This is a genomic window from Vibrio sp. CDRSL-10 TSBA (genome assembly GCA_039696685.1).
Classification (GTDB): domain Bacteria; phylum Pseudomonadota; class Gammaproteobacteria; order Enterobacterales; family Vibrionaceae; genus Vibrio.
In genome coordinates, this window is sequence record CP155566.1 from 1,642,616 (window position 1) to 1,667,426 (window position 24,811).

A 24,811-nucleotide genomic window follows, 5' to 3' on the forward strand; every position below is an offset into this window, starting at 1 on the left:
TAATAACAATGAGAAGGTTAATCATGAAAAAGACTTTACTGGCACTTGCTTTACTGGGTGCATCTTCAACAGCGCTGGCTGACTCTTGGATCTACGGCGGTGCTTCTGTGGGTCAGGCCGAATATAAAGGCGATGAAAGTACGTCTTACAACATCCACGTTGGTACCGGCATCCTGCCAATCGTTGGTCTGGAAGCGGGTTACACCGATTTTGGCGACTTCGATGTTGACGGCAACAGCTTTGATGCCTCAACGGTGTATGTTGCTCTGAAACCAAGCATCGATTTCGGCCCTCTGCACGTTTATGCGCGTGGCGGTCTGCATCGTTGGGAAACAGAAGTGAATGGCAACAAAGATGACGATATCGATATCATGTACGGTGTTGGCGCTGAATATTTCCTTATGGGGCCAGTTTCAGTCGGTGCCAGCTACCACAAATATGATGTGGATAACGGCAGCATCGACACGTTCAGCCTGAACGCCACCTTCCACTTCCTGTAAGAAGTACTGCTTTGAAAAACCAGCCTGTGATGGCTGGTTTTTTTATAGCTGAATATTGGGCGATATGAGGTGAAACGGTACTTTGAGTAAAACTGGTAATTTTACCCCGAGTTCTGAATCGCTTAAAATGCGGCCTTTGTATAAAAGGCTCGCTTTCAGTCTGCGCTGCTATTTGTCACGCGGCGTTGTGAAGCGAGAAGGACAAGCCAAATCTTTATGAAAAAAACCGATAAGAAGCTAGACAACGCACTGCGTATTGCCCTGACTGATGCTTGTGAAAGCCTCAAACAAAGCCATCAAGGCTTTGAGTGGTTGACTCACTTAGTCAACTACGCTGATTTTCCGCGTTCACTGACAATTATCTGCGTATTCGATACCAATCAGCACTTAAATGACGCTGACAAAGCCAGTCTGTTGCAGGTGCTGAAAAGTGAGTTAGCCGCCATCAAGGTTCAAGTCAAAGATATTGCCAAACAAGTACGGTTCGACAGCGAAGAGAATTGCCGCCTTCAACACGGCGGTAAGTGGAATAAGCGGTTGGGGTGATTCAGCCGACGTATGCTCTGACGAAAAATACATGACTCGGGTAACCGATATCGAGTTACCCGAGTCGCTTGGCTTTAGCCCAGATAACGCTGGGTCAGGTGAGTGCGGAAATGCTCGGCATTCAGGGTCTCACCGGTTGCTTGCTTCACCAGTTCATCGGTAGTCAGTGTGCTGCCCTTGCTCCAGATATTATCAGACAGCCAGGAAAAGACTGGAGTCAGATCGCCGCTATGAATCGTAGCATCAACGTCCACGGCTTGTTTCATTGCGGCCATAAACTGCGCCGCGTACATCGCGCCCAGGGTATAACTCGGGAAGTAACCAAATGCGCCGTCTGTCCAGTGGATGTCCTGCATACAGCCGTTTTTGTAGTTGCCCTTGGTACTCAGGCCAAGCGAGGCACGCATCTTTTCATCCCATAGCTCCGGCACATCGGTGTGTTGGATATTGCCGTTCATCAGATCACGCTCTATTTCGTAGCGTAAAATGACATGCGCCGGGTAGGTGAGTTCATCGGCGTCAACGCGGATAAAGTCTTTCTTCACCCGGGTATACAGTTTTTGAATATTCGCAACCTGGAATACGCGGTCATTGTGAGCTGCAAAATGCTCGGCAGACAAGTTGGCCAGATGATCAATAAAGGCTGGCGTACGGCCCAGCTGCATTTCAAAAAACAGCGACTGGGATTCATGGATCCCCATTGAGCGTGCTTCACCGGCTGGCGTTCCCGCTAAGTGACGCGGTAACCCTTGTTCATAACGTGCGTGGCCGGTTTCATGGACGATCCCCATCAGTGACTGAATGAATTCATCCTGACTGTAACGGGTAGTAATGCGTACATCCGAAGGGACGCCGCCACAAAACGGATGGACACTTTCATCGAGGCGGCCATGGTTAAAATCAAACTGAAGTAGTTTCATCACATCCAGCCCCAGCGCTTTCTGACGCTCAGTCGGGTAGAACCCGTTTGGTTCCAGAACCAGATCGCCGCGCTGCTTTTCAATCGCATCATCGATCATGCCCGGTAACCAGGTTTTTACGTCAGCAAATACGCGATCCAGCGACTCACTGGTGGTTTCCCGGCTCATAAATATCCAACATGGCATCATAAGGTGTTGTACCAGTGGATTCGGCACGAATCTGCGCTTCCTCCTGCGAGAGTTTGACCACTTCGGCCCAGTTTTTCTCAAAACCTTGCCAGTCATTTTCTTTACGTTGTGTACGCCAGGCGTGCTCACATTTAGAACCGGCAAGTGATTTAGCTTCGACTAATGCTTCTGGCAACACATTGGCTTGTTGCCACTGGCGTTTCATCTCACGCAGCGTGGCATGTTGTTCCTGATTAAGCGACTCGGTTTCAGCTTCAGCAAACCAATCTTCCAGTTGAGGTTGAGTCATCAGACCGTGAATGTGTACAGACAGTTCAGCCATTGCTTCAGAACGGGCTTTTGCACCCCCGGTCGGCATTACCGCAGCTTGATCCCAGCCGCAAATCGCGGACAGATGATTAAAATGAGAAACCTTTTTGGAATGCTTTACTAACTTATTGAATGCGCTCATAGAAATGGCCTTGTGAGACGAAAATGTGAAGGAAGTGTATCAACGTGCAACAGATTAACAAGTGATTCAGGTCGGTGTTTGACACAGACAAAATTTACCCGCTGAGCAAGAAGTTGCTTAGTTAGGGGCAGTTTATTGCTCTATTGTTATTGGGTTCATTATAACATGCTGATTTTTAAAGGACTCAATTCTGGCATCGACCTTGCTCTTTATTCCTTGAATCGGCACCGCGAGCAGCAATGTGCGGCAGCGAAACCATATTCATGTTCCTGAAAAGATAAGACATGTCTATGAAACTATTATGCTTGTTTATGAATAAGTACTGGCTTTGCACCATCACTTGCTCATGAGCAATAGCTTTTAAACATACCGTAAGCTTTTAAACATATCGTAAGAAAGGAATGAGCAATGCCAACTCCATGTTATATCTCAATTGAAGGTCAAACCCAGGGTCTTATTACTGCAGGCGCATGTACTGCAGATTCAATCGGCGATTCGTTCGTTGAAGGTCATGAAGATGAAATGCTGGTTCAGTACTTCGACCATAACGTAACAGTACCAACTGATCCACAATCTGGCCAACCTTCAGGCCAGCGTGTCCACAAACCATTTACTTTCACCGTGTCGCTCAATAAAGCCGTTCCTCTGCTTTACAACGCACTGGCATCAGGTGAGAAGATGACGACGGTTGAGCTGAAATGGTACCGCACTTCCATCGAAGGTAAGCAAGAGAAATTCTTCACGACGAAACTGGAGAAACGCTTCTATCGTCGATATCCATTGTGAAATGCCTCACTGTCAGGATGCGGCAAAATCAGATTTCACTCAGAATCTGACTGTAGCAATGTCTTACCGCAAGATTACCTGGGATCACGTCAATGCAGGTACTTCTGGTTCTGATGACTGGCGTAAGCCAATCGAAGCGTAAGCTGCGCTCGAATTAAGTGATGACTGAAGAAAGTTGCCCTCACTTGCGGGCAACTTTTGAGCCTTAAGCACAAAGCACACACCCCGAACTGCGCTGTAAATATAGCCGTCGGGTGTTTTGCGTTTAGGGTTTGTAGAATTTTCTCGATGGTTTTTACCCGGTATCAAGGAATGGCAGAATGGCAACATTAAAGTATCAGATTCATATAGAGGGGCTGGAAGAAGACACACTGGTTGTGCGTGCTTTTGACGGACAGGAAACCTTATCGAGTGAGCTGATTAATGGTGAGAGTTGCCATGGTTTTCGTTTTAATCTCGAACTGGCCAGCCGACAATCGAATCTGACCGCGGAGATGATTGTTGACCAGAATGCCGAGCTGCGAATGTATCGGGACGGAGAGTTGGTGCAGCGGGTCAATGGTATTGTGCGTGATTTCACCCAGGGCGATACCGGACATCATCATAGTTTTTATGGATTGACCCTGGTTCCGGCACTGGAACGGCTTTCTTTACGCCATAACAGTCGTATTTTCCAGCTGCAGACCGTGCCTGAGATCTTGTCAGTATTATTACAGGAAATGGGCATCAATGATTATGCCTTCGCTTTGACCCGCGAATGCAGCCAGCGCGAGTTCTGTGTTCAGTATCGAGAATCAGACCTCGACTTTTTACTGCGCCTCGCTGCTGAAGAGGGGCTGGTTTACAGCTTCATTCATGAAGAGGGCAAACACACGTTGTTGTTTAGTGACGCAACGGAGAGTCTGGCCAAACTCAATGAGGCGGTTCCGTACAATACTCTGGCTGGTGGCGTGATGGACAGCCCGTATATTTCCGGCTTGAATCAGCACACGCAAAGTGAAGTCAGCCAAGTGATGATGCAGGATTACAGCTTTAAAAAGCCGGCTTATTCGTTTGCGCAAAATGCCAGTGGTACGGAGATGGAATATCAGCAGGCGGGGTATGAGCATTTTGATGCGCCTGGACGCTTCAAAGACGACTCCAACGGTAAAGCATTCAGTCAAATTCGTCTCGAGTACCTGCGCCGCGATGCTCGTGTGGTCAGTGGCAATAGCAATCAACCATTGCTGCGTGCCGGATACCGGTTTGAGCTCGAGGACCATCCGGATGATGCAATGAACCGGGATTGGCTGGTGGTCAGTGTGTGTCATCAGGGAACTCAGCCTCAGGCGCTGGAAGAAGCCTCGGGCTCCGGCGCGACCACGTACACCAACCAGTTTACTCTGATCCCGGGTCATATTACCTGGCGCGCGCGACCAGAGCCTAAACCTCAGGTGGACGGTCCGATGATGGCGATGGTCGTGGGGCCGGAAGGGGAAGAGATCTTCTGTGATGAACACGGCCGGGTAAAATTACATTTCCCGTGGGATCGCTACTCGAATGGCGATGAACACAGTTCATGTTGGGTTCGCGTATCTCAAGGATGGGCAGGCAGCCAATACGGTATGGTGGCGATACCGCGTATCGGCCACGAAGTTATTGTCTCGTTTCTCAATGGTGACCCGGATCAGCCGATTGTGACCGGGCGGACTTACCATGCGACTAATACCGCCCCTTACTTGTTACCGGATCATAAGACTAAAACTATCCTGCGTAGTGAAACGCACCAGGGTGAAGGCTATAACGAACTCAGTTTCGAAGACCAGGCGGGCAGTGAGCAGATTTATCTGCATGCCCAGAAAGATTTTGACGCGATAGTGGAAAACGACAGTACCACTGTGGTGAAGCACGATCAGCATCTGACGGTGGAAAACGATAGCTTCAGCCAGGTCAAAAATAATCAACACTTGACCGTTGGCAATGAACAGCGCGAAGCAGTAACCGGCAACCGAACTTTGATCATCGATGGTTCTTTACACATTAAGGCTGGCAGTGTCTGGGTTAATGATTCAGGCAGTGAAGTTCATATTAAAGCTGGTCAAAAAGTGGTGATTGAAGCGGGCAGTGAAATCACAGTTAAAGCGGGCGGCAGTTTTGTCAAAGTCGATCCGGCAGGTGTTCATCTCTCCGGCGCAGGCGTTAACCTCAACTCAGGCGGCAGCGCTGGCAGTGGCAGCGGATTTAGCGGCGAGGCGGCCACTCTGCCGGTAACGTTAGCTGATGTTGCTGACGGTTAAATCTCTTTGGAGCAAACCCCAGGGAGATAGTGTTTCGTCAGATTTATCAAAAGTGTATTGACGCCCGGTCTTGCAGCCGGGTGTTTTCTTACTGAGCGGTAATCTGTTGCAGACATACATCACGCTTTCCGGTATAAGGTTCTTTCTTGTGACTTTTCAGGGATTGATATGTACATCCAGAACATTGAAGCGTTTCTTATCGCAATAACTATTCTTACTTTAACTCCGGGCCTGGATACGGCATTGGTGATTCGTAATACCTCTCGCGCCGGTATGGTCGACGGATGTGTCACCAGCCTGGGGATTTGTGCCGGCTTGTTCGTGCATGCGACGTTTTCCGCGATCGGAATTTCCGCGATTCTGGCTCAGTCCGCTGAACTGTTTCACATTATGAAAATGATTGGTGCCGCTTATTTAATCTGGCTGGGTATTTCCAGCCTGCGATCACTGATCAAAACCGGGCAGGGCATGAACGTTGCGACGTTGTCACACACCGAACTGAGTGTAAAACGCTCGCTGCGTGAGGGCTTTCTGTCAAATGTACTGAATCCGAAAACTGCGGTGTTCTATCTTGCGTTTCTGCCGCAGTTTATCAATCCGGAACATTCGCCTTTACTGCAGTCTCTGTTGATGGCGGCAATTCACTTTGTGATTGCGATGGTGTGGCAATGCGGTTTGGCGGGCGCGTTAAGTTCAGCCAAGAACCTGCTTAAAAATGCCTCTTTTATGCGCTGGATGGAAGGCACGACCGGTTTGGTTTTGGTAGCACTTGGCGTGAAATTACTGCTGGAAAAAGATGCAGCATAATTTAGCTCTGAGTCAGATATGAAAAAGCGCCCGAACGGGCGCTTTTTTGATCGTTTGCAATCGCATCTTTTACGATGCCGCAGCAGGATTATGATTGCTGTGAGGCGAGTGAAGTTTGCTCTGCGCGGGCATGTCGGGCAAAGAATACCTTGGTTTCTTCAACCACGACGTGACGCAGTGCAATCAGACCGATCAGGTTTGGAATCGCCATCAGCCCGTTTACGATATCGGCAATTACCCAGATCATATCCAGTTTCAGGAACGCGCCTGATGCGACCAGAGCGATAAACACCACTTTGTATGGCAGTACCGCTTTGGTGCCAAAGAGGAAGACGACACAACGCTCACCATAGTAGTTCCAGCCAAGAATGGTCGTGAAAGCAAAAAACATCAGACCAACCGAAACCAGCATCGGGCCGATGGCTTCTGAGTTGAGGCCGACGGCAAACGCATGAGTGGTCATGGCTGCACCGGAGAACTCGCTTTGCCACGCTCCGGTCAGGATCAGAGCCAGGCCGGTCATGGTACAGATAATGATGGTATCGAAGAAGGTACCGGTCATCGAGATCAGCCCCTGTTTTACACAAGAGTCGGTTTTGGCTGCTGCTGCGGCCATTGGGGCACTGCCAAGGCCAGATTCGTTGGAGAAGACTCCACGCGCAATACCGGACTGAATGGCCAGCATGATGCTTGCGCCCAGGAAGCCGCCAGTTGCTGCAGATGAACTGAATGCTGACGTCAGTACCAGTTGCAGAGCGTTTAACAGCTGGTCGGCGTTGGTGACAATCACACTCAGACAGGCGATGACATAAAACACTGCCATAGCTGGTACGACTTTGCCGGCAACGCGGGAAATCGATTTAATACCGCCAATGGTCACAAATGCGACCAGCAGGGTCAGAAACGATAGCGGAGGCCTCGCGGGAGGCGCCAAATGAAATCTCAGTGGCATCGAGAATCGCGTTAACCTGCGGGAAAGTACCGATACCAAAGCACGCCACACCGAGGGCAAACACAGCAAACAGCACCGCCAGTACTTTTGAGCCTACACCGTATTGCAGATAGTACATCGGGCCACCGATCATCTGACCGTTGGCATCGGTTTTGCGGTATTTTACCGCCAGAAGGCATTCTGCGTATTTGGTTGCCATACCGAACAAAGCAGCCAGCCACATCCAGAATAGTGCGCCCGGGCCACCGAGTTTGATTGCCGTTGCGACACCAACGATATTACCGGTGCCGATAGTCGCTGATAAAGCGGTACACAATGCTGCGAAGCTGGACACGTCGCCCTGTGCGGACTGGTTTTTATCACGGCTGAACACCATTTTCAGTGCAGTCGGAAGGTGGCGGAATTGCAACAGGCCCAAACGAAAAGTGAAATAAACGCCGGTACCAACCAGCAGAATAAGTAGAGGCGGGCCCCATACGAAGCTATCAATAGTTTGTAATAATGAAAGAAGGTTGGTCATGTTTTCCCCTTAATAAACAACATCTAAGGAGAAGAGAGAAAGGGCGGATCCCATCGATCAAAATGCAAATAGCCAGTAACAGTACAACTGTCCCGGATAACCTTTCACTCCTCTGTCCTTTTGCCTGAGAGTTTCACTCTGCTTAGTGGATAAGCAGAACTTGCTCCTTCGGCGACCGATTAAACGGTTCTCTCCAGAGGTTCCTCCAACTACAGTCCTCGCTATTCTTCTTTGGGGAAGAATAAAGCACCTGAAAGATTTACTTCTTCGGCGGGTATGTCTGACCTATTTGTTATAAATAGGTTAACAACCTCTCTCCTGCAGTCTTCATTGGAACAATTATCTATATGATTAGATAATTTGCCCGAGAATATTAGCCAAAACAAAGTGTGATGTCATCTACAAATTCAATCGAATGCGTCATTCTTGGTCAAGATGTGCCGGAATAAACTTTTCTCTGACCTTTGATACGCTATAAGTGGTATAAAGAGAAGTGGATAAGGGGGTGAGTTATGATCAGACTGATCACTATCGGAGTATTGATTGCCTTGGCTTTTTTTCTGATTCGCTACGGCACCAGCGAAAAAGCACAGAAAGGAATTGTCGTGACACTGGTCGCTGCTTTGGTAATTTATACGATCTCGGTTGTGGTGACTGAACTCATTCGCTGATGGGGATTTAGGAGTAAAACTTGAACCAAAAACATTCAGACGATAACGACGATGTGGTCGTGATTGAAGAGCGCGACAAACGCAGTTATCTCTATATCGGCATTGCCGCAGTACTGGGCTTGGCTCTGGGCGGATTGGTCGGCTCGTCGCTGACGGCTTCAAAATGGGAAGCCACGTATCAGGCGCTGGAAGCTCAGTACAAACAGGCACAGCAGGACGGCGCAGATCAGAAAGTCCAGGTCGAAGACAACACAGAAAAACTCAACCAGGACTGGCAGGAGAAGTTGCAGGCCGCGCTGGACGAGCAGAGTGAACAAAACAAAGCAGAGCTGAGCAAGTTGCAGAAAGAAGTGACTGAGCTGGAAAAAGTCAATGCTTCGTTGGAAGCGGAGTTGTCTAACCGCAAGCAGGCTCTGGTTAAAGCGGACGAAAAGAACGACAAGTTAAATCGCCAGGCAGATATGCAGGCCACGATGTTTGAACGTTCGCGCGAATTGTTCCAGAAAGAGTTGAAAATTAAACAGGAACTGGAATCTCTGCAAAAAGAGCGTGATGATTTAGTGCCGAAAATCAAAACGCTTAAGAATGATTGTGATGCCTATCTTGAGGGAGCGTCCTGGGATGCGAAATCTGATTCGTGTGATAAGCAGGATGAAGCGAATTCTCGCGTGAGCGAGATTGATCAAATGATTCGTGTACGCCGTATGGATCTGGAACAGATTAAAGCGCTGTCGGAAGAGATTGGCCTCTGATTAATGGCTTCCCTTAACTCAGGGAAGCTGCTTACCAAGTGAAGGGGGATTCAATGCTGAATTGGAAAGATGTAGTGGAGTTAGCCCAGCAGGGGAACCTTGCTCCTTCGCACCGGGTTGAGAAAACGCCACAGCAGTGGCGCGATGAACTGACGGAAGAGCAGTACTATGTAACCAGAGAACATGGTACCGAACGGCCGTTTTCTTCAGACATGTGTGTGCAGTTTGAGCCGGGTATCTATCATTGTGTTTGTTGTCAGACGCTATTGTTTGATTCGGAGACGAAATTTGATTCTCACACCGGCTGGCCATCATTTTCACAGCCAGCGGTAAAGAATGCGATTTCGTATCATATCGACACTCAGCTTGCGACGCCAAGGGTAGAAGTGCGCTGCAACAGTTGTGATGCTCATCTAGGCCATGTATTTCCTGATGGTCCGCCGCCAAGTGGCCTGCGCTATTGCGTCAATGCCGTGGCGATAGAGAAGCAGTCTGATTAGATGCGCAGTGAATTGATGCAGGGTTGATGTTTCATGCAGAGTCATGTGCCATGCTTAGTTAGTGTAAAGCAACGCCAGCCAATAAAAAATCCAGCTCTGAGGCTGGATTTTTTATTGGGCAGCGAGTTAGTCGCGGAAGTTGTTGAACTGGAAAGGATGGTCCAGATCACTACCACGCAGCAGCGCCATTACAGCTTGCAAATCATCACGCTTTTTCCCGGTGACACGAACTTTATCACCTTGAATTGAAGCTTGAACTTTCAGCTTGGCGTCTTTGATCAATTTGACTACTTTTTTCGCCAGGTCAGTCTCGATGCCTTGCTTGAACAGGACATCTTTATACCAGTTTCTTACCAGAATGGACTGACTCTTTCACTTCCATTGAACGTGGATCCACACCGCGTTTAGCCAGGTTACTACGCAGAATATCCATGAGCTGTTGCAGCTGGAAATCACCTTCAGCGGCCAGTTTTACTGTTTCATCTTTCATTTCAAAGCTGGCGTCAACGTTGCGAAAGTCAAAGCGGGTTGCAAGTTCACGATTTGAGTTATCGACCGCGTTACGCAGTTCAACAGTATCGATTTCCGAAACAATATCGAAAGAAGGCATGTTAGTTTTTCCTTAATAAATTAACCGATGCGGCGGATTAGCCGGCACGGCGCACTTTAATAGATTGAGCCAGCATATCAAGCATGTTTGTGGTGTCTTCCCAGCTCAGGCACGGATCGGTAATCGATTGACCATAGGTCAGGTTGTCAAGATCGTCCATTGGCTGGTTGCCTTCCACAATGAAGCTTTCCGCCATCACACCAGCGACCTTATGGCTGCCGGATTCAATTTGCTGACAGATATCTTTGGCTACATCAAGCTGCTTACGATGCTGTTTTTGACAGTTTGCGTGGCTGAAATCAACCACCAGGCGTTGTGGCAGGTCAAATTTAGCCAGTGCTTCACACGCTTCGTCGACTGAATCCGCGTCATAGTTTGTGCCATTATCGCCACCGCGCAGAATCACGTGTCCGTATGGGTTACCGCTGGTGCGGTAGACGGTCATACGACCATTTTTATCCGGCGAGTAGAAGTAATGTGAAGCCTGAGCTGCGCGAATCGCATCAATCGCAATTTTAACGTTACCATTAGTCCCGTTTTTAAAGCCAACCGGGCACGACAGTGCAGAGGCCATTTCACGGTGGATCTGGGATTCTGTGGTGCGGGCACCGATAGCGCCCCAGGTGATAAGATCAGCAATGTACTGGCCGGTAATCATATCCAGAAACTCAGTGGCGGTTGCCAGACCCAGTTTATTGATGTTCAGCAGCAGTTGACGTGCTTTATTTAAGCCGGTTTCCAGTGCGTAGGAGCCGTCCAGGTTTGGATCGGTAATCAGGCCTTTCCAGCCGACAACCGTACGAGGTTTCTCGAAATAGGTGCGCATAACGATAAACAGTTCGTCAGCGTATTGATCCTGAATGGCACTCAGACGTCGCGCATAATCCATCGCCGCTTCGGTGTCGTGTACAGAGCAAGGTCCGACAATCACCATCAGGCGATCATCTTCACCGGAAAGAATGCGTTCAATTTGGCCACGGGAGTTGGCGATACGCTCTGCAACCTCATCCGTAATCGGGTGGGCTTGGCTAAGTTCTGCCGGAGTTGGCATTGGGCCCAGTGCTTGGGTTCTTAATTCATCAGTTTGTAATGGCATAGGATAGCCTGTCCTGTTAGTGCGAGGTAGTAAAGATAACGAATTTAGGGGCCATAATAAACTGTTAAGCGAGATGTGGCGCGGTATTTCCTGTAAAGTGAAAATTTATGCAAAAATAATCAATAAATATTGAGTTTCGGACTTGTTTTTCTGTGGCTCTCTAGGTATTTTCGACATGTACAACATAATGATAAACGGAGCAGTAATGAGTTTAGAACACAACGTAACCATCCATGAGCAGTTGGCTCTGGGAAACACATTGCCAAAGGCAACCGAAACAGGCACCAAGCTCTTATCTGTTTGTCTCTTTATCTGAGCTCATTGCCGAGAGCGTTTTTTATCATCCGGCTCTGGTCACGGGCACTGATAGTTTGTCTGAACTGGAAAAAAGTTCACTCGAAGCCATGCTGGGCGGTAAAAGTATTGCTGAACATTTTGTCGATACTCTGGTGGAAAAAATCAGCGCGGCTATCCAGCCTCATCATCAGTCGCTGCGTGTGTGTCTGAGTTCAGCAGATAGTCATGGCTATCAGGCGCTGCTGGGCGGCAGCCTGGAAACCGACGAAGTGAATCCGGCAATGGGTGTGCGCGGTGTTTCCCGTTACGCATCTCAAGCGTATGCACCGGCGTTTGCACTGGAATGCCAGGTGATCAAGCAGCTGCGCAGCCAGGGGCTGGATATTGAAATTGTCGTGCCTTTTGTGCGCACGCTGAGCGATGCAGCGACTATTATTGACCGTCTGGCGGAGCAGGGCCTGCCGCGCGGCCTGAATGGTCTGAAAGTGCTTTACAGCTGCAGTGTGCCATCCAGTGTGATGGTGGCTGAACGTCTGCTGCAATATTTCGATGGTGTGGTGATTGACTGGGAATCGCTGACTCAGTTTACTCTGGGCCTGGATAAGGACAATGCGGCACTGGCGTACCTGTACAATCCGGACAGCGAATCGGTAACCCTGCTGGCTGATATTGTGTTTAAAGCGGCTCTGCAGGCTAAAAAACCGGTACTGATTGTCACGACAGCACTGGAAACTCACCTCAAGCTACAAAATTACCTGGTTGAAAATAGCCAGGCGGAAGCGATTTTTAACTTCTGATACGCGACCTGAGAAGGTTGCTTAACAAGGGCGGTAAGTAAAGACAGCCGCAATTCAATCAGATGTTCAGTTCGCGCTTGAATGAAGCCAGCCAAATACGGCTGGCTTCTTGTTTTTTAACCGTACAGATTGACAATATTGCGACGCTAAAGTGAACTGGTCTGACAACTAAAGTTATAACGACAAATATAACCACAACGATAAGGTCAGTCCTATGCTTTCTGCTCTCACCAAAGCGAATCTTTATCTTAACTATTTCGGCTTTATGAAAGTGCCGCTCATCTGGTATTGCCGGCCGAAACTGCTCACGCTTGACGATCACTCAGTCATAGTCCGCATCCCGCTTAAACGGCGTAATCGCAATCATCTCAACAGCATGTATTTTGGCGTGCTGGCGGTAGGTGCAGATGTGGCGGGGGGCTTTCTTGCTATGTACAAAGCGCAGCAACGTAAAGTGACAGTGTCACTGGCTTTTAAGGAGGTTGAGGCGAAATTTCTCAAAAGGCCCGAAGCCGATGTCTGCTTTCGCTGCGACGATGGTCCGTTGATTGATGCTATGCTGGACGAAACGCTGGCCAATGGCCAGCGAGTGAATCAGGCGGTAAAAATTACCGCCACTTGTCCATCGCTGCATGGTGATGAAGCGATGGCGGAGTTTCTGGCTGACGTTATCCCTTAAAGCCGTGAAGAGCGGATAACTTTGCTGGCCTCAGGCGAGTAACTATGCTTGTCTCTCTTGCCCGTTAAACCGCGTGCACTGAGCGGGTATGCTGGTGATGCTAACTGAGCTCGATGGTTTCAATATCGACGATTTTGCTTCGGTTTAACACGATTTTCCAGCGATAATAGCGCGGCTTATCTTTGTAGTTACGCTCTTTGACGATCAGATTGATGAGATGACGTTTTTCAACCGACTCACGGCTCACCTGACCGTTGTTTAGCTGATAGATACGGTTGGAGCCTTTATCCATCAAGCGGGTCAAGGTACGCAAGTCGATTAGGATGCTTTCACGTGTGGCTTCATAACCGCTCATAAAATGGGAGGTCGACATCTCGGTCTGCGAGCGGTAGTGGAGGATCTGCTCTTCGCGTTGCACGACCCGCTTTTTGCGAATGTTCTGTATGCTGTCCGGCAATTGTGCCAAGCTTTTGTAGTCGAGCCATTCGTCTTTCTGGCCCACTTCTTTACCTGTGGTCGGGTCGAAATAGCGACGGCGCCATTTAGGTTTTCCTTTACGAATAACGCGCCATAAGATGTCACGTAAATCGTCTTTAAAAATTTCACGTAAAGCATAAATAAACGACATGGCGATGATGAATGAGGCCGTGATTTCACCCCAGTAATCTCGTGCCGTGATTGCCGTAATGGTCACCACAACCATAACCAAACCCGTGGCGATGCCTTTCACCGCACGTTTCATGTTTTTACCCAGCGAGCTGACTTTTTCACGCAGAATAATCGGGTGCTCAATCAGGCGTCGCAGCAGACGCATTTTGTTGCTGAGGCGGGTAATGTCGGTGTCGGCTTTTTCCGAGTTGTAGTGATTAAGTGCCCGGTGAGCCTGTTCTTTTTCCACCAGAGTGATCAGGCGATCTTTAATCGTCTTGTATTCAGAATTGCGACTGAGTTTGGCCACCATAGAGAGAAACTTCTGCTCGGTATACCAGGACAGATAGTTATCAATGTTGGCGTAATAGCGTTTGATGGTTTCTTCGTAAGGAATATTACGGCGTAAACGTTTGAGAATATCGAGCGATAATTCAATTACCGTATCCACTTCATCAGAAGTGACATTGTCACTTGATTCATTGAGCTGGTTGACCGCTTTATCCAGTGCAATCACATACTGATAGGCGAACAAGCTCAGACTGACCCGGTACTGGGTAGAAGAGAGACGGCCGCGTTGTGCCAGACGGCTGTGCACCAGCGGCAACAGAATTTTATTACTGTAGTAGGACCGTTTTTGATGGATGGAACTGTAGAAAAACTCTCCCTCGGACATCACCTCCGGCGTTAAACCTAATTCGCCGGGAATAAACAGATACATATCCAGATCGAGCTTCTTGCTGTCCGACATCTCAGAGGAGATTTTAAGGGTAACGGCATCTTGTTTATCGACAGTGATCAATGAAAACTCCTGAAAAAATTGCTTAATTTTCTCTGTTCAATGGGGGAAAGCATATCAGAGATCACGTATAATCTCTGCAAATTTGATGTGAGACAGTTTTAAATGATTAACGTTGGTCAGACTAATAGTCTAGAAGTTGTAAAAATTGCCGATTTTGGTGTCTTTCTTGATGCTGGTGAATTTGGTACGACTTTATTGCCAAACCGCTTTGCTCCGGAAGGTGTAGAGGTGGGTCACTTTGTTGATGTGTTCCTTTACTTCGATTCCGAGAAACCAGCTGGCTGCGACGACAGAAACACCAATTGCCCAGGTGGGTGAATGGGGCCTGATGAAAATTGAAGGTGTGAACAGCACCGGTGCGTTTGCGGACTGGGGAATTAAAGACAAAGGTCTGCTGATTCCATTCAGTGAGCAGCGCAAACGCTTTACTGCCGGGCAAAACGTTCTGGTGTATGTCTACACAGATAAAGCCTCTGGCCGCATTGTTGGTACGACCAAATTTAACAAGTGGCTGGATAAAACACCGGTGAACTATCAGCGCAACGAGCAGGTTGATCTGATCATCGCTGAGCGTTCAGAACTGGGTTACAAAGCGATTGTCAACGGCGCACATTGGGGTATGGTTTTCCCGTCAGATGTGTTCGGAAAGCTGTTTATCGGTAAGCGCCTGAAAGGTTACATCAAGAATATCCGTGAAGATGGCAAGATTGATCTGGCACTGCAGAAAGTCGGTGTCGCTAAAATGGATGACCTGAGCAGCAAAATTCTTGAAACGCTGGAAAAGAAAGGCGGCTTCCTGCCACTGAGTGATAAATCGACTCCGGAAGCGATTTTCGCGACCTTCCGCACCAGTAAAGGCACTTTCAAGAAAACCATCGGCGGCCTGTTCAAGCAGGGCAAGATCGTGATTGAGAAAGACGGAATTCGTCTGGCTGACTAGACTAATAGTTCCGGCCAAAGTGAATGGCCTGGGATGTCAAAACGCATTAACGGCTGCCTGTATGGCGGCCGTTTTTTATTGCATCACTGGTTTGTTTTGATGAGCCGGCTCGCATAATTTGTTGGGCAGTTTAATCAGCTGCCTGGTTTAAATCAGTTGGCCAGTACACGCAGCCGATCAACTCAATCAGAAAAAAAGAGGCCCGAAACGTAAGGCGTTTGGGCCCAGGGGAATGGCTCCGCAGAGCCTGCGCTAGTTATCGAGTCTGAAACTGCTGAACAAACGTCAGGACTACTTTACGTTAAGTGTAGTACAGACTCAGTTTTTCGCGCTAATACCGCAGAATATTGTGCTGATGTTTACCGGTCAGAATAAGTTTTTATCTCTGACCAGCTCCCGTGGCAGACCATTTTTGACCCGGTTACCGACCCATTTTCCTAAGCCAATCACATCGTTACCGTAACAGACAATGACTTCACCCTGACCACTTTGATTCTCAGGGCGAACATCACGGCCCATATACCATTCACGGGCCTCTGCAGTGGTCAGTTGGACAGACTGGGTTTCATTGCCTGTCGCCAGCGTGGTGGCAACCTGATGCTGCCAGCGATAGCCCTTTTTATGGGCTTCGGCGATTTTAATGCCCATACGGGAAAATCTCAGTTCGCCCAGCATCGGCTCCAGTGCATCCGGGAATAACCACACATCGTTATCGCGCAGCCAGACACTGTTTGCTGTCGGCAGGGTGATACCCAGTGCATCTTGTAGTTGACGGGTGATGTCGGCGCTGACTTTGTTACTTGCTTTCTCAAACGGGAATTTACCCAGGCGTTTTTTAACCGCCGGTGCTTCAACCGCGGCCAGTTTTCTGATCCGAGCCACAAAGAAGCCTTCACAGTCATACACCTGCGGGAAGATATGCAAGAAACCTTCAGCAGTGATGGCTTTGTCGGCGTCGCTGAACAGTTTATCAAGACGCTCAAACTGAACGGCATCACCATAAGTGTTTTTGAGATGCCAGCATACCTGTTGGTTCTCTTCTGTGCTCAGGGTACAGGTGGAATAAACTAGCACACCGCCCGGTTTCAGGGCCTGAAACGCACTCTCTATCAGATCTTTTTGTGTCTCTGCGATCGACAACACCGAGGCTTTGCTCCAGTTTTTCATCGCATCGGCATCTTTACGTATGGTGCCTTCACCTGAACACGGGGCATCAATTAATACGGCACCAAACTGCTCCGGCAGCCAACCCCCAAATACGCGGCCGTCGAAGTTACTTAACGCGGCGTTGCGAATACCACAGCGCTCGATATTAGCGTGCAGTACCTTAACCCGGCTGGCGGAAAATTCATTGGCAACCAATATGCCCTGATTATTCATCAGTGCGGCAATCTGTGTTGTTTTGGAACCTGGTGCTGCAGCCATATCCAGCACTGCATTAAACTCGTCCTGTGCGTCGGTGAACAGCGCTGAAACCGGCATCATAGAGCTGGCTTCCTGAATATAGAACAAGCCGGCCATGTGCTCTGCCGTATTACCGAGCGGAACCACGCTTTCATCGGCTTCAATCCAGAACCCGGTATCACACCAGGGAAACCGGCTCCAGTGACCAGCCTTTTTCCTGTGCACGTTGCACAAAGGAATCCACACTGATTTTCAGCGTGTTCACCCGGATACTTTTGCGCAGCGGGCGTTGACAGGCCGCAACGAAATCCTCCATGTTCAGGGACGGTGGCAGGATCTCGGCGATAGTGGAGAGAAATTCTTCAGGTAATGCGATATTCGAGTGCAAAACAGGGTCTCAGTCTGGAATTTGGAGCCGAATTATATACCTAAGGTGATGCCTGATGCGAGCGTCTGTGAAGATTGCGCTACGCATAAGGACCAGGCGAAGAAAAAGGCAGCGTAATGCTGCCTTTTCGGATTACAAAATGACTTAGCGAATTTTGTCGCAAAATGGTTGAACGAATCGAACCCTAAGGTTTCGGAATGGCGGGGCGCCAGCTGGTCCACTCTTTTTGTGCCTGCGGATAGAGATAGAATGTCTGTCCTTTGCCCGCGGCAGGAGCCAGTTGTTTCTGCTCCGGCGTGGAGAAGGTAATACCACCACGTAACAGGCTGTCCACGGTGCCTGCTTTAATGTCGGCACCCGTCAGACCGATGGAGACATCCAGGCCGGAGGTGTTCCAGAATACGCTGTTTTCCCGTACCAGATAGGCATACTGGGCATCAATTTCAATGGTTGAGATAACCCGATCGGCAAGGTTGCCTAATTTAACTTCGGTTACCCGGCCAACTTCCATTTCCCGGTACAACACCGGCGTACCGACATCAACTGAACCGCGGCTTTCACTCTGCAGCGTAAAGATACGGCCCGGTGGCTGGTAAGGAATTGCGGCCAGCGCAAAGCGTTTGCTTGCCGCTCCCTGACCAGGCTTAACCTCGATCGATTTAGTCAGCAGGTTTTGCAGATTAGATACACCTTTGAGGCCGACTTTGGCCTGTGCAACCCAGAATACTGAGCCGCTGCGGGCAATGTAAGGCGCATAGTCTGGCTGAATACGCGCTTTAAGCACAATATCATCTGAGGCAAAATCCGGAATCACCTGGGTGATTTCACCCACTTGGACGCCGTTGTATTTCAGTGCTGTGCCAACGGAAATACCTGTGTCTCCGCTCGCGGTCAGTTCAATCTTTTCGCCATATTTTTGTGCCTGCTGGTAATCAGGATAGAGCTTCCACAATTTGCCTACTTTATTCTCTATGCCCTTAATATTATCGAAGGCAATGCCGCCTTTTAGCAGGGTCTGCAGAGGCGCGGCTTTAACTTTAATACCGGACAGAGAGGCGTCCATCTCAACACCGGAGCGGTTCCAGAAGACAGTTTGGGAAGTCAGCAGGTGTTTGTACTGATTTTCTATCGTTGCTTCGATCTGCACTCCGTCCCGGGTCAGTTTAAAGTCAGAGACCGCACCGACCTTCATATTGCGGTACAGCAGCGGGCTGCCGGCGCTGACGGGCGGTAGTTCCTGCGCAAACAGCGTCAGTTTTTGCGAACCGGACTGGTTATATTTGGCGATTTCAGCCAGAGAAACGACTTTGATACAGACGATAGCTGTCCTCAATTTTCTCACTGCCTTCGCTGACGAAGCTGATTGAGCCGGTCAGCAGTTGTTTGGCAGGTGGAATTGAGACACTCAGACCGGATTCGGTCAGCTCGGCATTGGCCGAACCGGTGACGTAAAAGCGGCTGCGCGAGCGAATCAGATGTGCATACTGTTCGTCGATCAGCAGAGTGAATTGCACTTTATCTTCGGTTAGCTCAACATCCGTAACCGTTCCCACAGGTACGCCGCGATAGAGTATCTGGGTATTGGTATCAAGGCCAAATGAGCTGTCGGCATACAGGGAAACAGAAATTGATTTTGACTGCTGCTGGTCAAATTCCACCTGATGGATAGCGGTAAACTTACGTGCTCTGGTGCCTTCACCCGGTACCAGAGTCAGGTAGTTGCCTTTGACCAGGTTGGCGAGGTTTTTGACACCGGACAGCGATACTTTTGCCTCTTCCAGGATAAAGTGACTGCCGCTGGTCAGCAGATCGCTGAAGGCTGGCTGAATCGCGGCGGATGCGACAATGTGCTCATCTTTAAGCTGCAGGTTGGTGATCTGGCCAATTTCAATTCCGCGGTACATGATTGGTGAACCGGACGGGTTGATGTTGTTGTTGTCAGGCAGATTGATGGTCACCGGGATCCCGCGGCCGGCCGTCTGCAGATCTTTATAGAGTCTGAACTGGGTATTTTGCTCAACGGGCTCACCGCCGTCCGGTGAATCAACCGCGATAGAGCCGCCAATTAAGGCACTCAGGCTTTCCAGATGGACATCAACGCCATTGAAACCAATTTTGGCTCCGACACCACTGACGTTCCAGAATCGGCTTTCAGAGGTGATGATGTGACGATATTGTTCCTGGATAGACGCCTGGATAATGACGGACTTCGACTGGTCGTCCAACTGGTAGCTGTACACTTCACCAATCGGGATCTTTTTGTAGACGATCTGCGAGCCTACCGAAATGCCGCCTAAATCTGCTGCCCGGAGTGAAACGGTCAGGCCGCTATCGGCGAGTAAATCGGACGGGGCAGAGTCCAGCGCGCGGTACTCATTCGGATGGTCGCCATCGCCCTCGACGTCATTGCCGGGTTGAATGGCGATATAGTTACCGGAAACCAGCGCATCGAGCCCGGAGACACCGGATAAACTCGCGGTTGGTTTCACCAGCCAGAAACGGGTTTCAGAAGAGAGCAGGCGGGTTGCTTCCGGATAAATATCGGCTTCGACGTAGATGTTGGATAAATCTGCCGAAAGCTTGATGTCACGCACCATACCGACTTCCAGACCCTGATAACGAATCGTGGTTCGTCCGGATACCAGCCCCTGGGCATCGGCGAAGTAAATCTGTATTTGGTCTCCGGCATCATGAATGGCTTTCACCACCAGCCAGCCTGCCAAAATCATGGTCAGTATGGGCAGAATCCATAACGGTGATATTCCTTTATTACGACGAATATCTGGTGAGTATGAGGGTTGGGTCGACTGTTCTTTACTCATCTTTAGACTCATTGTTTGAAACTGCGTTTGGGTTATTATCCCAAATTAAGCGCGGATCCAGGCTCTCTGCGGCCAGCATGGTCAGTACCACAACCATACCAAACGCCACAGCGCCGTAACCGGGGGTAAAATTCAACAGCTGTCCGCGATCCACCAGGGTCAGCATAATTGAAATCACAAACAGGTCCATCACGGACCATTTACCTATCCATTTGATAGCGTAGTAGATGGTCATACGCTGGCGGTGAAACACCTGGCGCTTAAAACGGATGGCCAGCAGCAGATAAATCAATCCGACAATTTTTGCCACCGGTACCACGATACTGGCAACGAAAATGATCACCGCAATGCCGATCATGCCGCTGTTAATCAGCGAAGCGACGCCGGAAAATATCGTGTCTTCCAGGCGCTGACCATTGGTCAGCAATATCGAAATCGGAATGATATTGGCCGGAATAATCGCGACCGCTGCCGCAATAACATACGCCCAGGTACGCTCAATGGAACGCGGGCGACGATGGTGCAGGGCATGGTGACAGCGTACACAGTGACTCGATTCACACTGGGACAGATGGCAGTTATGGCAGTGTATCTGTTTATTATGCAGCGGGTATTCAATTTCCGGCTGCCAGGCTTCCCAATAACGACGCACACTGATGCGGCTGATCAGCAATACTGTAAACAGTTGCAGTAATACCAGGCTATATAAAGCCGGGCCGACGAAGATGTCAGAAAAGTCTTTCAGCTTGAAGCAGGAGACTGCGATGCTAATCAGGAAAACATCAATCATAGACCATGATTTCAGATGGTGAATCATCGCCAGCGAATAGCGCAGCAGTTGAAACCAGCGCTTGCGCAGGGCGAGATGAGCCGTGACCACAGAAACCACAAACCAGTAGCGGCGCCAGAGTGCTGCAAAACAGTACCAGCACAGCTAATACACCATAACCTTCTTCAAACATGGCGACGATGCCCGCCGGCAATGAAGCCGGAATCATTACGCCGACCAGGCGGATGCTGATAAAGTCAAACAACTGGGACGGAATAAACAGCAGTAAACAGGTGATGGCAATCGCCAGATTGCCTGATAAAGACGGACTGCCGCCACGATAAAGTTGAGTACCACAGCGCGGACAATAGGCACTGCGGCCATGTTGGATATCCACCACGTCAACTGGTAACTCACAGCCCTGACACAGCCGGATGGTCCGGCTGTCGGTATTATGCTGGGTCAGTGACTTGATTTTCATCGGTCGGTTCCCGACCGTGTGCATCGCTCTGAGTGAACGATGGTGACGGCGTAACATGTTGTAATGCCTTGCAAGTCAGTCTGTTGCTGACCTGCAAGAACGCCGTTTTGACTAAGCTTGTGATTGAATAGAACCATATAGCGTCTGATACAAACCTTCTTGTTCAACCAGTTCTCCATGGGTGCCGGACTGAGTGACATGCCCGTCCTCCAGAACGTAGATAAGATCCGCTTGCTTAACCGCTGACAGGCGATGAGCGACAATCAGGGTTGTCCGGCCTTTCAAAAACTCGGTTAAAGCTTTATGCAGAGCCGCTTCGGTTGCGGTGTCCAGGGCAGAGGTGGCTTCATCAAGAATGACGAATTTCGGATTACTCAGAACCATACGCGCTATTGCGAGACGCTGACGCTGGCCGCCAGAGAGTCGAATACCGTTACGGCCAATCTGAGTATCGAGACCGTGATTGAGTTTGCTGATCACGTCCTGCATCTGGGCGATATCCAGTGCGCGCCACAGCGATAACTCATCATAATCGCTGCCCAGGGTCAGATTATGCCTCAAAGTATCATTAAAAAGTACAGGTTGTTGAATCACGACCGCAATTTGTTCCCGAATAACATCAAAGCTGATGTCATCACAGGTTTCGCCGTTATAACGAATTTCGCCCGAATTTTGCCGGTAGACGCCGATCAGCAGCTGAATCAGAGTCGATTTACCACCGCCGCTGGCACCCACCAGGGCGACTTTTTTACCGGCAGGGATGGTCAGGGTTAAATCGTCGAGCACTTTGTGCTCACCATCATAGGTAAAGTCGACGTGCGAGACAGTCACGTCAACTTCACGCTCTTCGTTGAACGGGTTGACCTTGCTTGGCGGGCGATGTTCTTCTTCGAGTTCAAGCAAATCGTTGATGCGTTTTAAGGCTGCTTTCGCGCTGTACCAGGAAAACTGCACGCCGAGCAGTTCCTGAACCGGGCCGAGCATAAACCACAGATAGCCAAACACCGCAAATATCTGGCCTATTGTCAGGTCGCTGAATACGACCATCAGCATCGCGACCGCACGGAACAGTTCAAAGCCAAGGAGAAACAGCAGGAAGGAGAGGCGACCGGCCGCTTCTGACTGCCAGGCATATTTGTCGGCATGGCGGCGAACGTCATCGGCCTGTTTGGTGAGTTGGGCGAGAAATTCCCGCTCTTTATTGGCCGCTCGAAGCTGGTAAATACCATCCAGGGTTTCAACTAAACGGTTTTGAAAGCGCTCAAACGCCTGGTTCTCGCGTCGTTTAAGGTGTTTTACCTTATTGCCCAGCATACGGGAGAAGTAAATGACGATCGGGTTAACCAGCAGAATAAACAGGCCCAGACGCCATTCGAGCCATAAAAGCACAATAGCAGTACCCAGCACTGTGAGCAGGCTGATCAGGAATTTACTCAGCGTAGTGCCGATAAATTGGTCGATCGTTTCAATATCGGTGATTAAATGTGCGTTTATACCGCCGCTGCCCTTGGTTTCATATTGTTTTATGCTAATCCGCCCCAATTTATCGATCATCTTGCTGCGCATGTGGAACGTGATGGTCTTGGAAACCAGAGTAAACTGGCGGTTTTGCAGTATATTGAGCAGTTGACTGGCCGCGCGCATCAGCACCACCAGCAGCAGGGTAAACATGATGTATCCGGTGGCGGTCTGCCAACCGTCTGGTAAGAATTGGTTCATCAGCTCAATACCGGTCGATGGCTGGTTAAGCAGAACTTCATCCACCATTAAGGGCATAAGCAAAGGAATGGGTACGCTGATTAAAGTTGCGACAATCGCAATCGCATTTGCGTACAACAACTTAGACTTATGTCTTTTCACTTGAGTTATGAGCCAAGAACGGCTAATAGTGTCACTGGTATACGTCATTGTAGTGAGAATGCATCCTATTTATCTGTGGTGTGATTCTACGTAGAACCTTAAATGAAGTCTTTATTTTTCCACCGGAAGTTATTATGAAAATAGAACATTACCACCGCTTAACCAAGCAAGCTGTTGCGTTACTGGAGTCAGAACCAGACCTTATCGCCAACTTGTCGAATTTAAGCGCTTTGCTAAACATGGAACTGGAAGACCTTAACTGGGTAGGCTTCTATATCATGCGTGGCGACGAACTGGTACTTGGTCCGTTCCAGGGCAAGCCAGCTTGTGTTCGTATTCCTGTTGGCCGTGGTGTGTGCGGAACTGCCGTTGAAACTAACACTGTACAACGTGTTTACGATGTTCACGCCTTTGAAGGTCACATTGCTTGTGACGCGGCGAGCAACTCAGAGATTGTAATTCCATTCTCTATTGATGGTAAAGTCGCCGGCGTGCTTGATATTGATAGCCCAAGTATTGGTCGTTTTTCTGAAACTGATGAAGAAGGACTCACGTTTTTGATGACTGAAGTAGAAAAGCTGCTTAATTCACACGCGAACAAGGCATAATTTAGTTTTTGCCTGTGGTTTTTCGTATTCAGGTCACTATAATACCGAAATATTTGAATTTAATGCTTCGCGGACCAGCCGCAATAACCAGGAATCCTCATGGAAAACACTGAAAAGTTAAAAAACAGCAAAGAAGTAATTGCGTACATTGCTGAATGTTTCCCTAAATGCTTTACTTTAGAAGGTGAGGCACAGCCTCTTAAAATTGGTATTTTTCAAGATCTTGCTGATCGTCTCAGCGATGACCCTAAAGTAAGCAAAACTCAACTTCGTGCAGCGTTAAGACAGTACACGTCATCTTGGCGTTACCTGCACGGCGTTAAAGCTGGTGCGGTTCGTGTCGATCTCGATGGTAATGCATGTGGTGAACTAGAAGAGCAACATGTAGAACACGCGAAAGCCGCGTTAGCAGAGAGCAAGGCTCGTGTAGAAGCTCGTCGTAAAGAGCAGGCTAAACAGGCTCGTGATGATGCGAAAGCAAAACCTAAGGCGAAGAAGCCTCAGGCACGTCGCCCTCAGTCTAAAGCACCAAAAGCGGACAAAAAACCAGTAGAGACACGTGCTCTGAATGCTGATGAACTGAATGTCGGTAAAGAAGTGAACGTGAACATGGGTAAAGGCAACATGGCTGCGACCATTGTTGAAATCAATAAGGAAGATGTGCGTGTTCAACTCGGCAACGGCCTGCAAATGGTTGTGAAAGCGGAGCACCTGCGCGCATAAAGGAGAATCTCCTACGC

At 49.1% G+C, this 24,811-nt stretch carries 12 protein-coding genes, 10 pseudogenes and 1 riboswitch; of the genes and pseudogenes, 13 read left to right on the forward strand and 9 right to left on the reverse strand.

What is annotated here, in order from left to right:
- Positions 1-23 precede the first annotated feature (23 nt).
- Both ABDK09_15130 and ABDK09_15135 read left to right on the forward strand, forming a co-directional pair.
- Positions 24-500 carry a porin gene (locus ABDK09_15130; protein ID XAW90672.1) on the forward strand — a complete coding sequence of 159 codons (477 nt, stop codon included), beginning with the start codon at positions 24-26 and terminating at the stop codon, positions 498-500.
- A 216-nt stretch (positions 501-716) separates the two neighbouring features.
- Positions 717-1,046: a hypothetical protein gene (locus tag ABDK09_15135; GenBank protein ID XAW90673.1), complete on the forward strand. Its 330-nt coding sequence runs from the start codon at positions 717-719 to the stop codon at positions 1,044-1,046.
- Between the two features lie 74 nt (positions 1,047-1,120).
- Here the strand turns inward: ABDK09_15135 and ABDK09_15140 are convergent.
- Positions 1,121-2,606: pseudogene (locus ABDK09_15140) on the reverse strand (carboxypeptidase M32).
- Positions 2,607-3,014: 408 nt separating this feature from the next.
- On the opposite strand from ABDK09_15140, the pseudogene ABDK09_15145 reads away from it, so the two are divergent.
- The 3 genes and pseudogenes from ABDK09_15145 to ABDK09_15155 all read left to right on the forward strand — a co-directional run bounded on the left by ABDK09_15145 (position 3,015) and on the right by ABDK09_15155 (position 6,475).
- Positions 3,015-3,534 (forward strand): annotated as a pseudogene (locus ABDK09_15145) (Hcp family type VI secretion system effector).
- Positions 3,535-3,712: 178 nt separating this feature from the next.
- Positions 3,713-5,668 (forward strand): type VI secretion system tip protein VgrG, encoded by a 1,956-nt coding sequence (locus tag ABDK09_15150; GenBank protein ID XAW90674.1) that lies wholly within the window; start codon positions 3,713-3,715, stop codon positions 5,666-5,668.
- 168 nt (positions 5,669-5,836) lie between these two features.
- The gene (locus ABDK09_15155) at positions 5,837-6,475 is read left to right on the forward strand and encodes a LysE family translocator (GenBank protein ID XAW90675.1); all 639 of its coding nucleotides are present in this window, start codon (positions 5,837-5,839) and stop codon (positions 6,473-6,475) included.
- Between the two features lie 88 nt (positions 6,476-6,563).
- Here the strand turns inward: ABDK09_15155 and ABDK09_15160 are convergent.
- Positions 6,564-7,947: pseudogene (locus tag ABDK09_15160) on the reverse strand (sodium:alanine symporter family protein).
- A 102-nt stretch (positions 7,948-8,049) separates the two neighbouring features.
- Positions 8,050-8,154, reverse strand: a riboswitch (glycine riboswitch).
- 305 nt (positions 8,155-8,459) lie between these two features.
- Between ABDK09_15160 and ABDK09_15165 the strand changes: the two are divergent.
- From ABDK09_15165 to msrB, 3 genes are read left to right on the forward strand one after another with little or no spacing between them, the layout of a single operon-like run.
- Positions 8,460-8,618, forward strand: a complete 159-nt coding sequence (locus ABDK09_15165; GenBank protein XAW90676.1) for a hypothetical protein — start codon at positions 8,460-8,462, stop codon at positions 8,616-8,618.
- A 20-nt stretch (positions 8,619-8,638) separates the two neighbouring features.
- The gene (locus ABDK09_15170; GenBank protein ID XAW90677.1) at positions 8,639-9,370 is read left to right on the forward strand and encodes a chromosome partitioning protein ParA; all 732 of its coding nucleotides are present in this window, start codon (positions 8,639-8,641) and stop codon (positions 9,368-9,370) included.
- 53 nt (positions 9,371-9,423) lie between these two features.
- Positions 9,424-9,870, forward strand: a complete 447-nt coding sequence (gene msrB, locus ABDK09_15175) for a peptide-methionine (R)-S-oxide reductase MsrB (protein XAW90678.1) — start codon at positions 9,424-9,426, stop codon at positions 9,868-9,870.
- Between the two features lie 126 nt (positions 9,871-9,996).
- On the opposite strand, the pseudogene ABDK09_15180 reads toward msrB, so the two are convergent.
- Positions 9,997-10,480 (reverse strand): annotated as a pseudogene (locus tag ABDK09_15180) (YajQ family cyclic di-GMP-binding protein).
- 37 nt (positions 10,481-10,517) lie between these two features.
- On the reverse strand, positions 10,518-11,576 hold the full coding sequence (locus tag ABDK09_15185; protein XAW90679.1) for a 3-deoxy-7-phosphoheptulonate synthase: 1,059 nt from the start codon (positions 11,574-11,576) through the stop codon (positions 10,518-10,520).
- A gap of 205 nt (positions 11,577-11,781) precedes the next feature.
- On the opposite strand from ABDK09_15185, the pseudogene ABDK09_15190 reads away from it, so the two are divergent.
- Both ABDK09_15190 and ABDK09_15195 read left to right on the forward strand, forming a co-directional pair.
- Positions 11,782-12,670 (forward strand): annotated as a pseudogene (locus tag ABDK09_15190) (putative PEP-binding protein).
- 214 nt (positions 12,671-12,884) lie between these two features.
- Positions 12,885-13,368 (forward strand): annotated as a pseudogene (locus ABDK09_15195) (DUF4442 domain-containing protein).
- Between the two features lie 81 nt (positions 13,369-13,449).
- Here the strand turns inward: ABDK09_15195 and ABDK09_15200 are convergent.
- Positions 13,450-14,799: a hypothetical protein gene (locus ABDK09_15200; protein ID XAW90680.1), complete on the reverse strand. Its 1,350-nt coding sequence runs from the start codon at positions 14,797-14,799 to the stop codon at positions 13,450-13,452.
- A gap of 102 nt (positions 14,800-14,901) precedes the next feature.
- Between ABDK09_15200 and ABDK09_15205 the strand changes: the two are divergent.
- A pseudogene (locus tag ABDK09_15205) lies at positions 14,902-15,739 on the forward strand (S1-like domain-containing RNA-binding protein).
- A 366-nt stretch (positions 15,740-16,105) separates the two neighbouring features.
- On the opposite strand, the pseudogene rsmF reads toward ABDK09_15205, so the two are convergent.
- The 4 genes and pseudogenes from rsmF to ABDK09_15225 all read right to left on the reverse strand — a co-directional run bounded on the left by rsmF (position 16,106) and on the right by ABDK09_15225 (position 23,511).
- A pseudogene (rsmF, locus tag ABDK09_15210) lies at positions 16,106-17,531 on the reverse strand (16S rRNA (cytosine(1407)-C(5))-methyltransferase RsmF).
- A gap of 184 nt (positions 17,532-17,715) precedes the next feature.
- Positions 17,716-20,353 (reverse strand): annotated as a pseudogene (locus tag ABDK09_15215) (MlaD family protein).
- A pseudogene (locus tag ABDK09_15220) lies at positions 20,346-21,603 on the reverse strand (paraquat-inducible protein A). The pseudogenes ABDK09_15215 and ABDK09_15220 overlap by 8 nt, the downstream one beginning before the upstream one ends.
- Before the next feature lie 111 nt (positions 21,604-21,714).
- A complete protein-coding gene (locus ABDK09_15225; protein ID XAW90681.1) occupies positions 21,715-23,511 on the reverse strand; it encodes an ABC transporter ATP-binding protein in 1,797 nt (598 codons plus the stop codon).
- Between the two features lie 86 nt (positions 23,512-23,597).
- On the opposite strand from ABDK09_15225, the gene ABDK09_15230 reads away from it, so the two are divergent.
- Both ABDK09_15230 and proQ read left to right on the forward strand, forming a co-directional pair.
- A complete protein-coding gene (locus tag ABDK09_15230) occupies positions 23,598-24,071 on the forward strand; it encodes a GAF domain-containing protein (protein ID XAW90682.1) in 474 nt (157 codons plus the stop codon).
- 99 nt (positions 24,072-24,170) lie between these two features.
- Positions 24,171-24,794 carry an RNA chaperone ProQ gene (gene proQ / locus ABDK09_15235; GenBank protein XAW90683.1) on the forward strand — a complete coding sequence of 208 codons (624 nt, stop codon included), beginning with the start codon at positions 24,171-24,173 and terminating at the stop codon, positions 24,792-24,794.
- Positions 24,795-24,811: the final 17 nt, after the last annotated feature.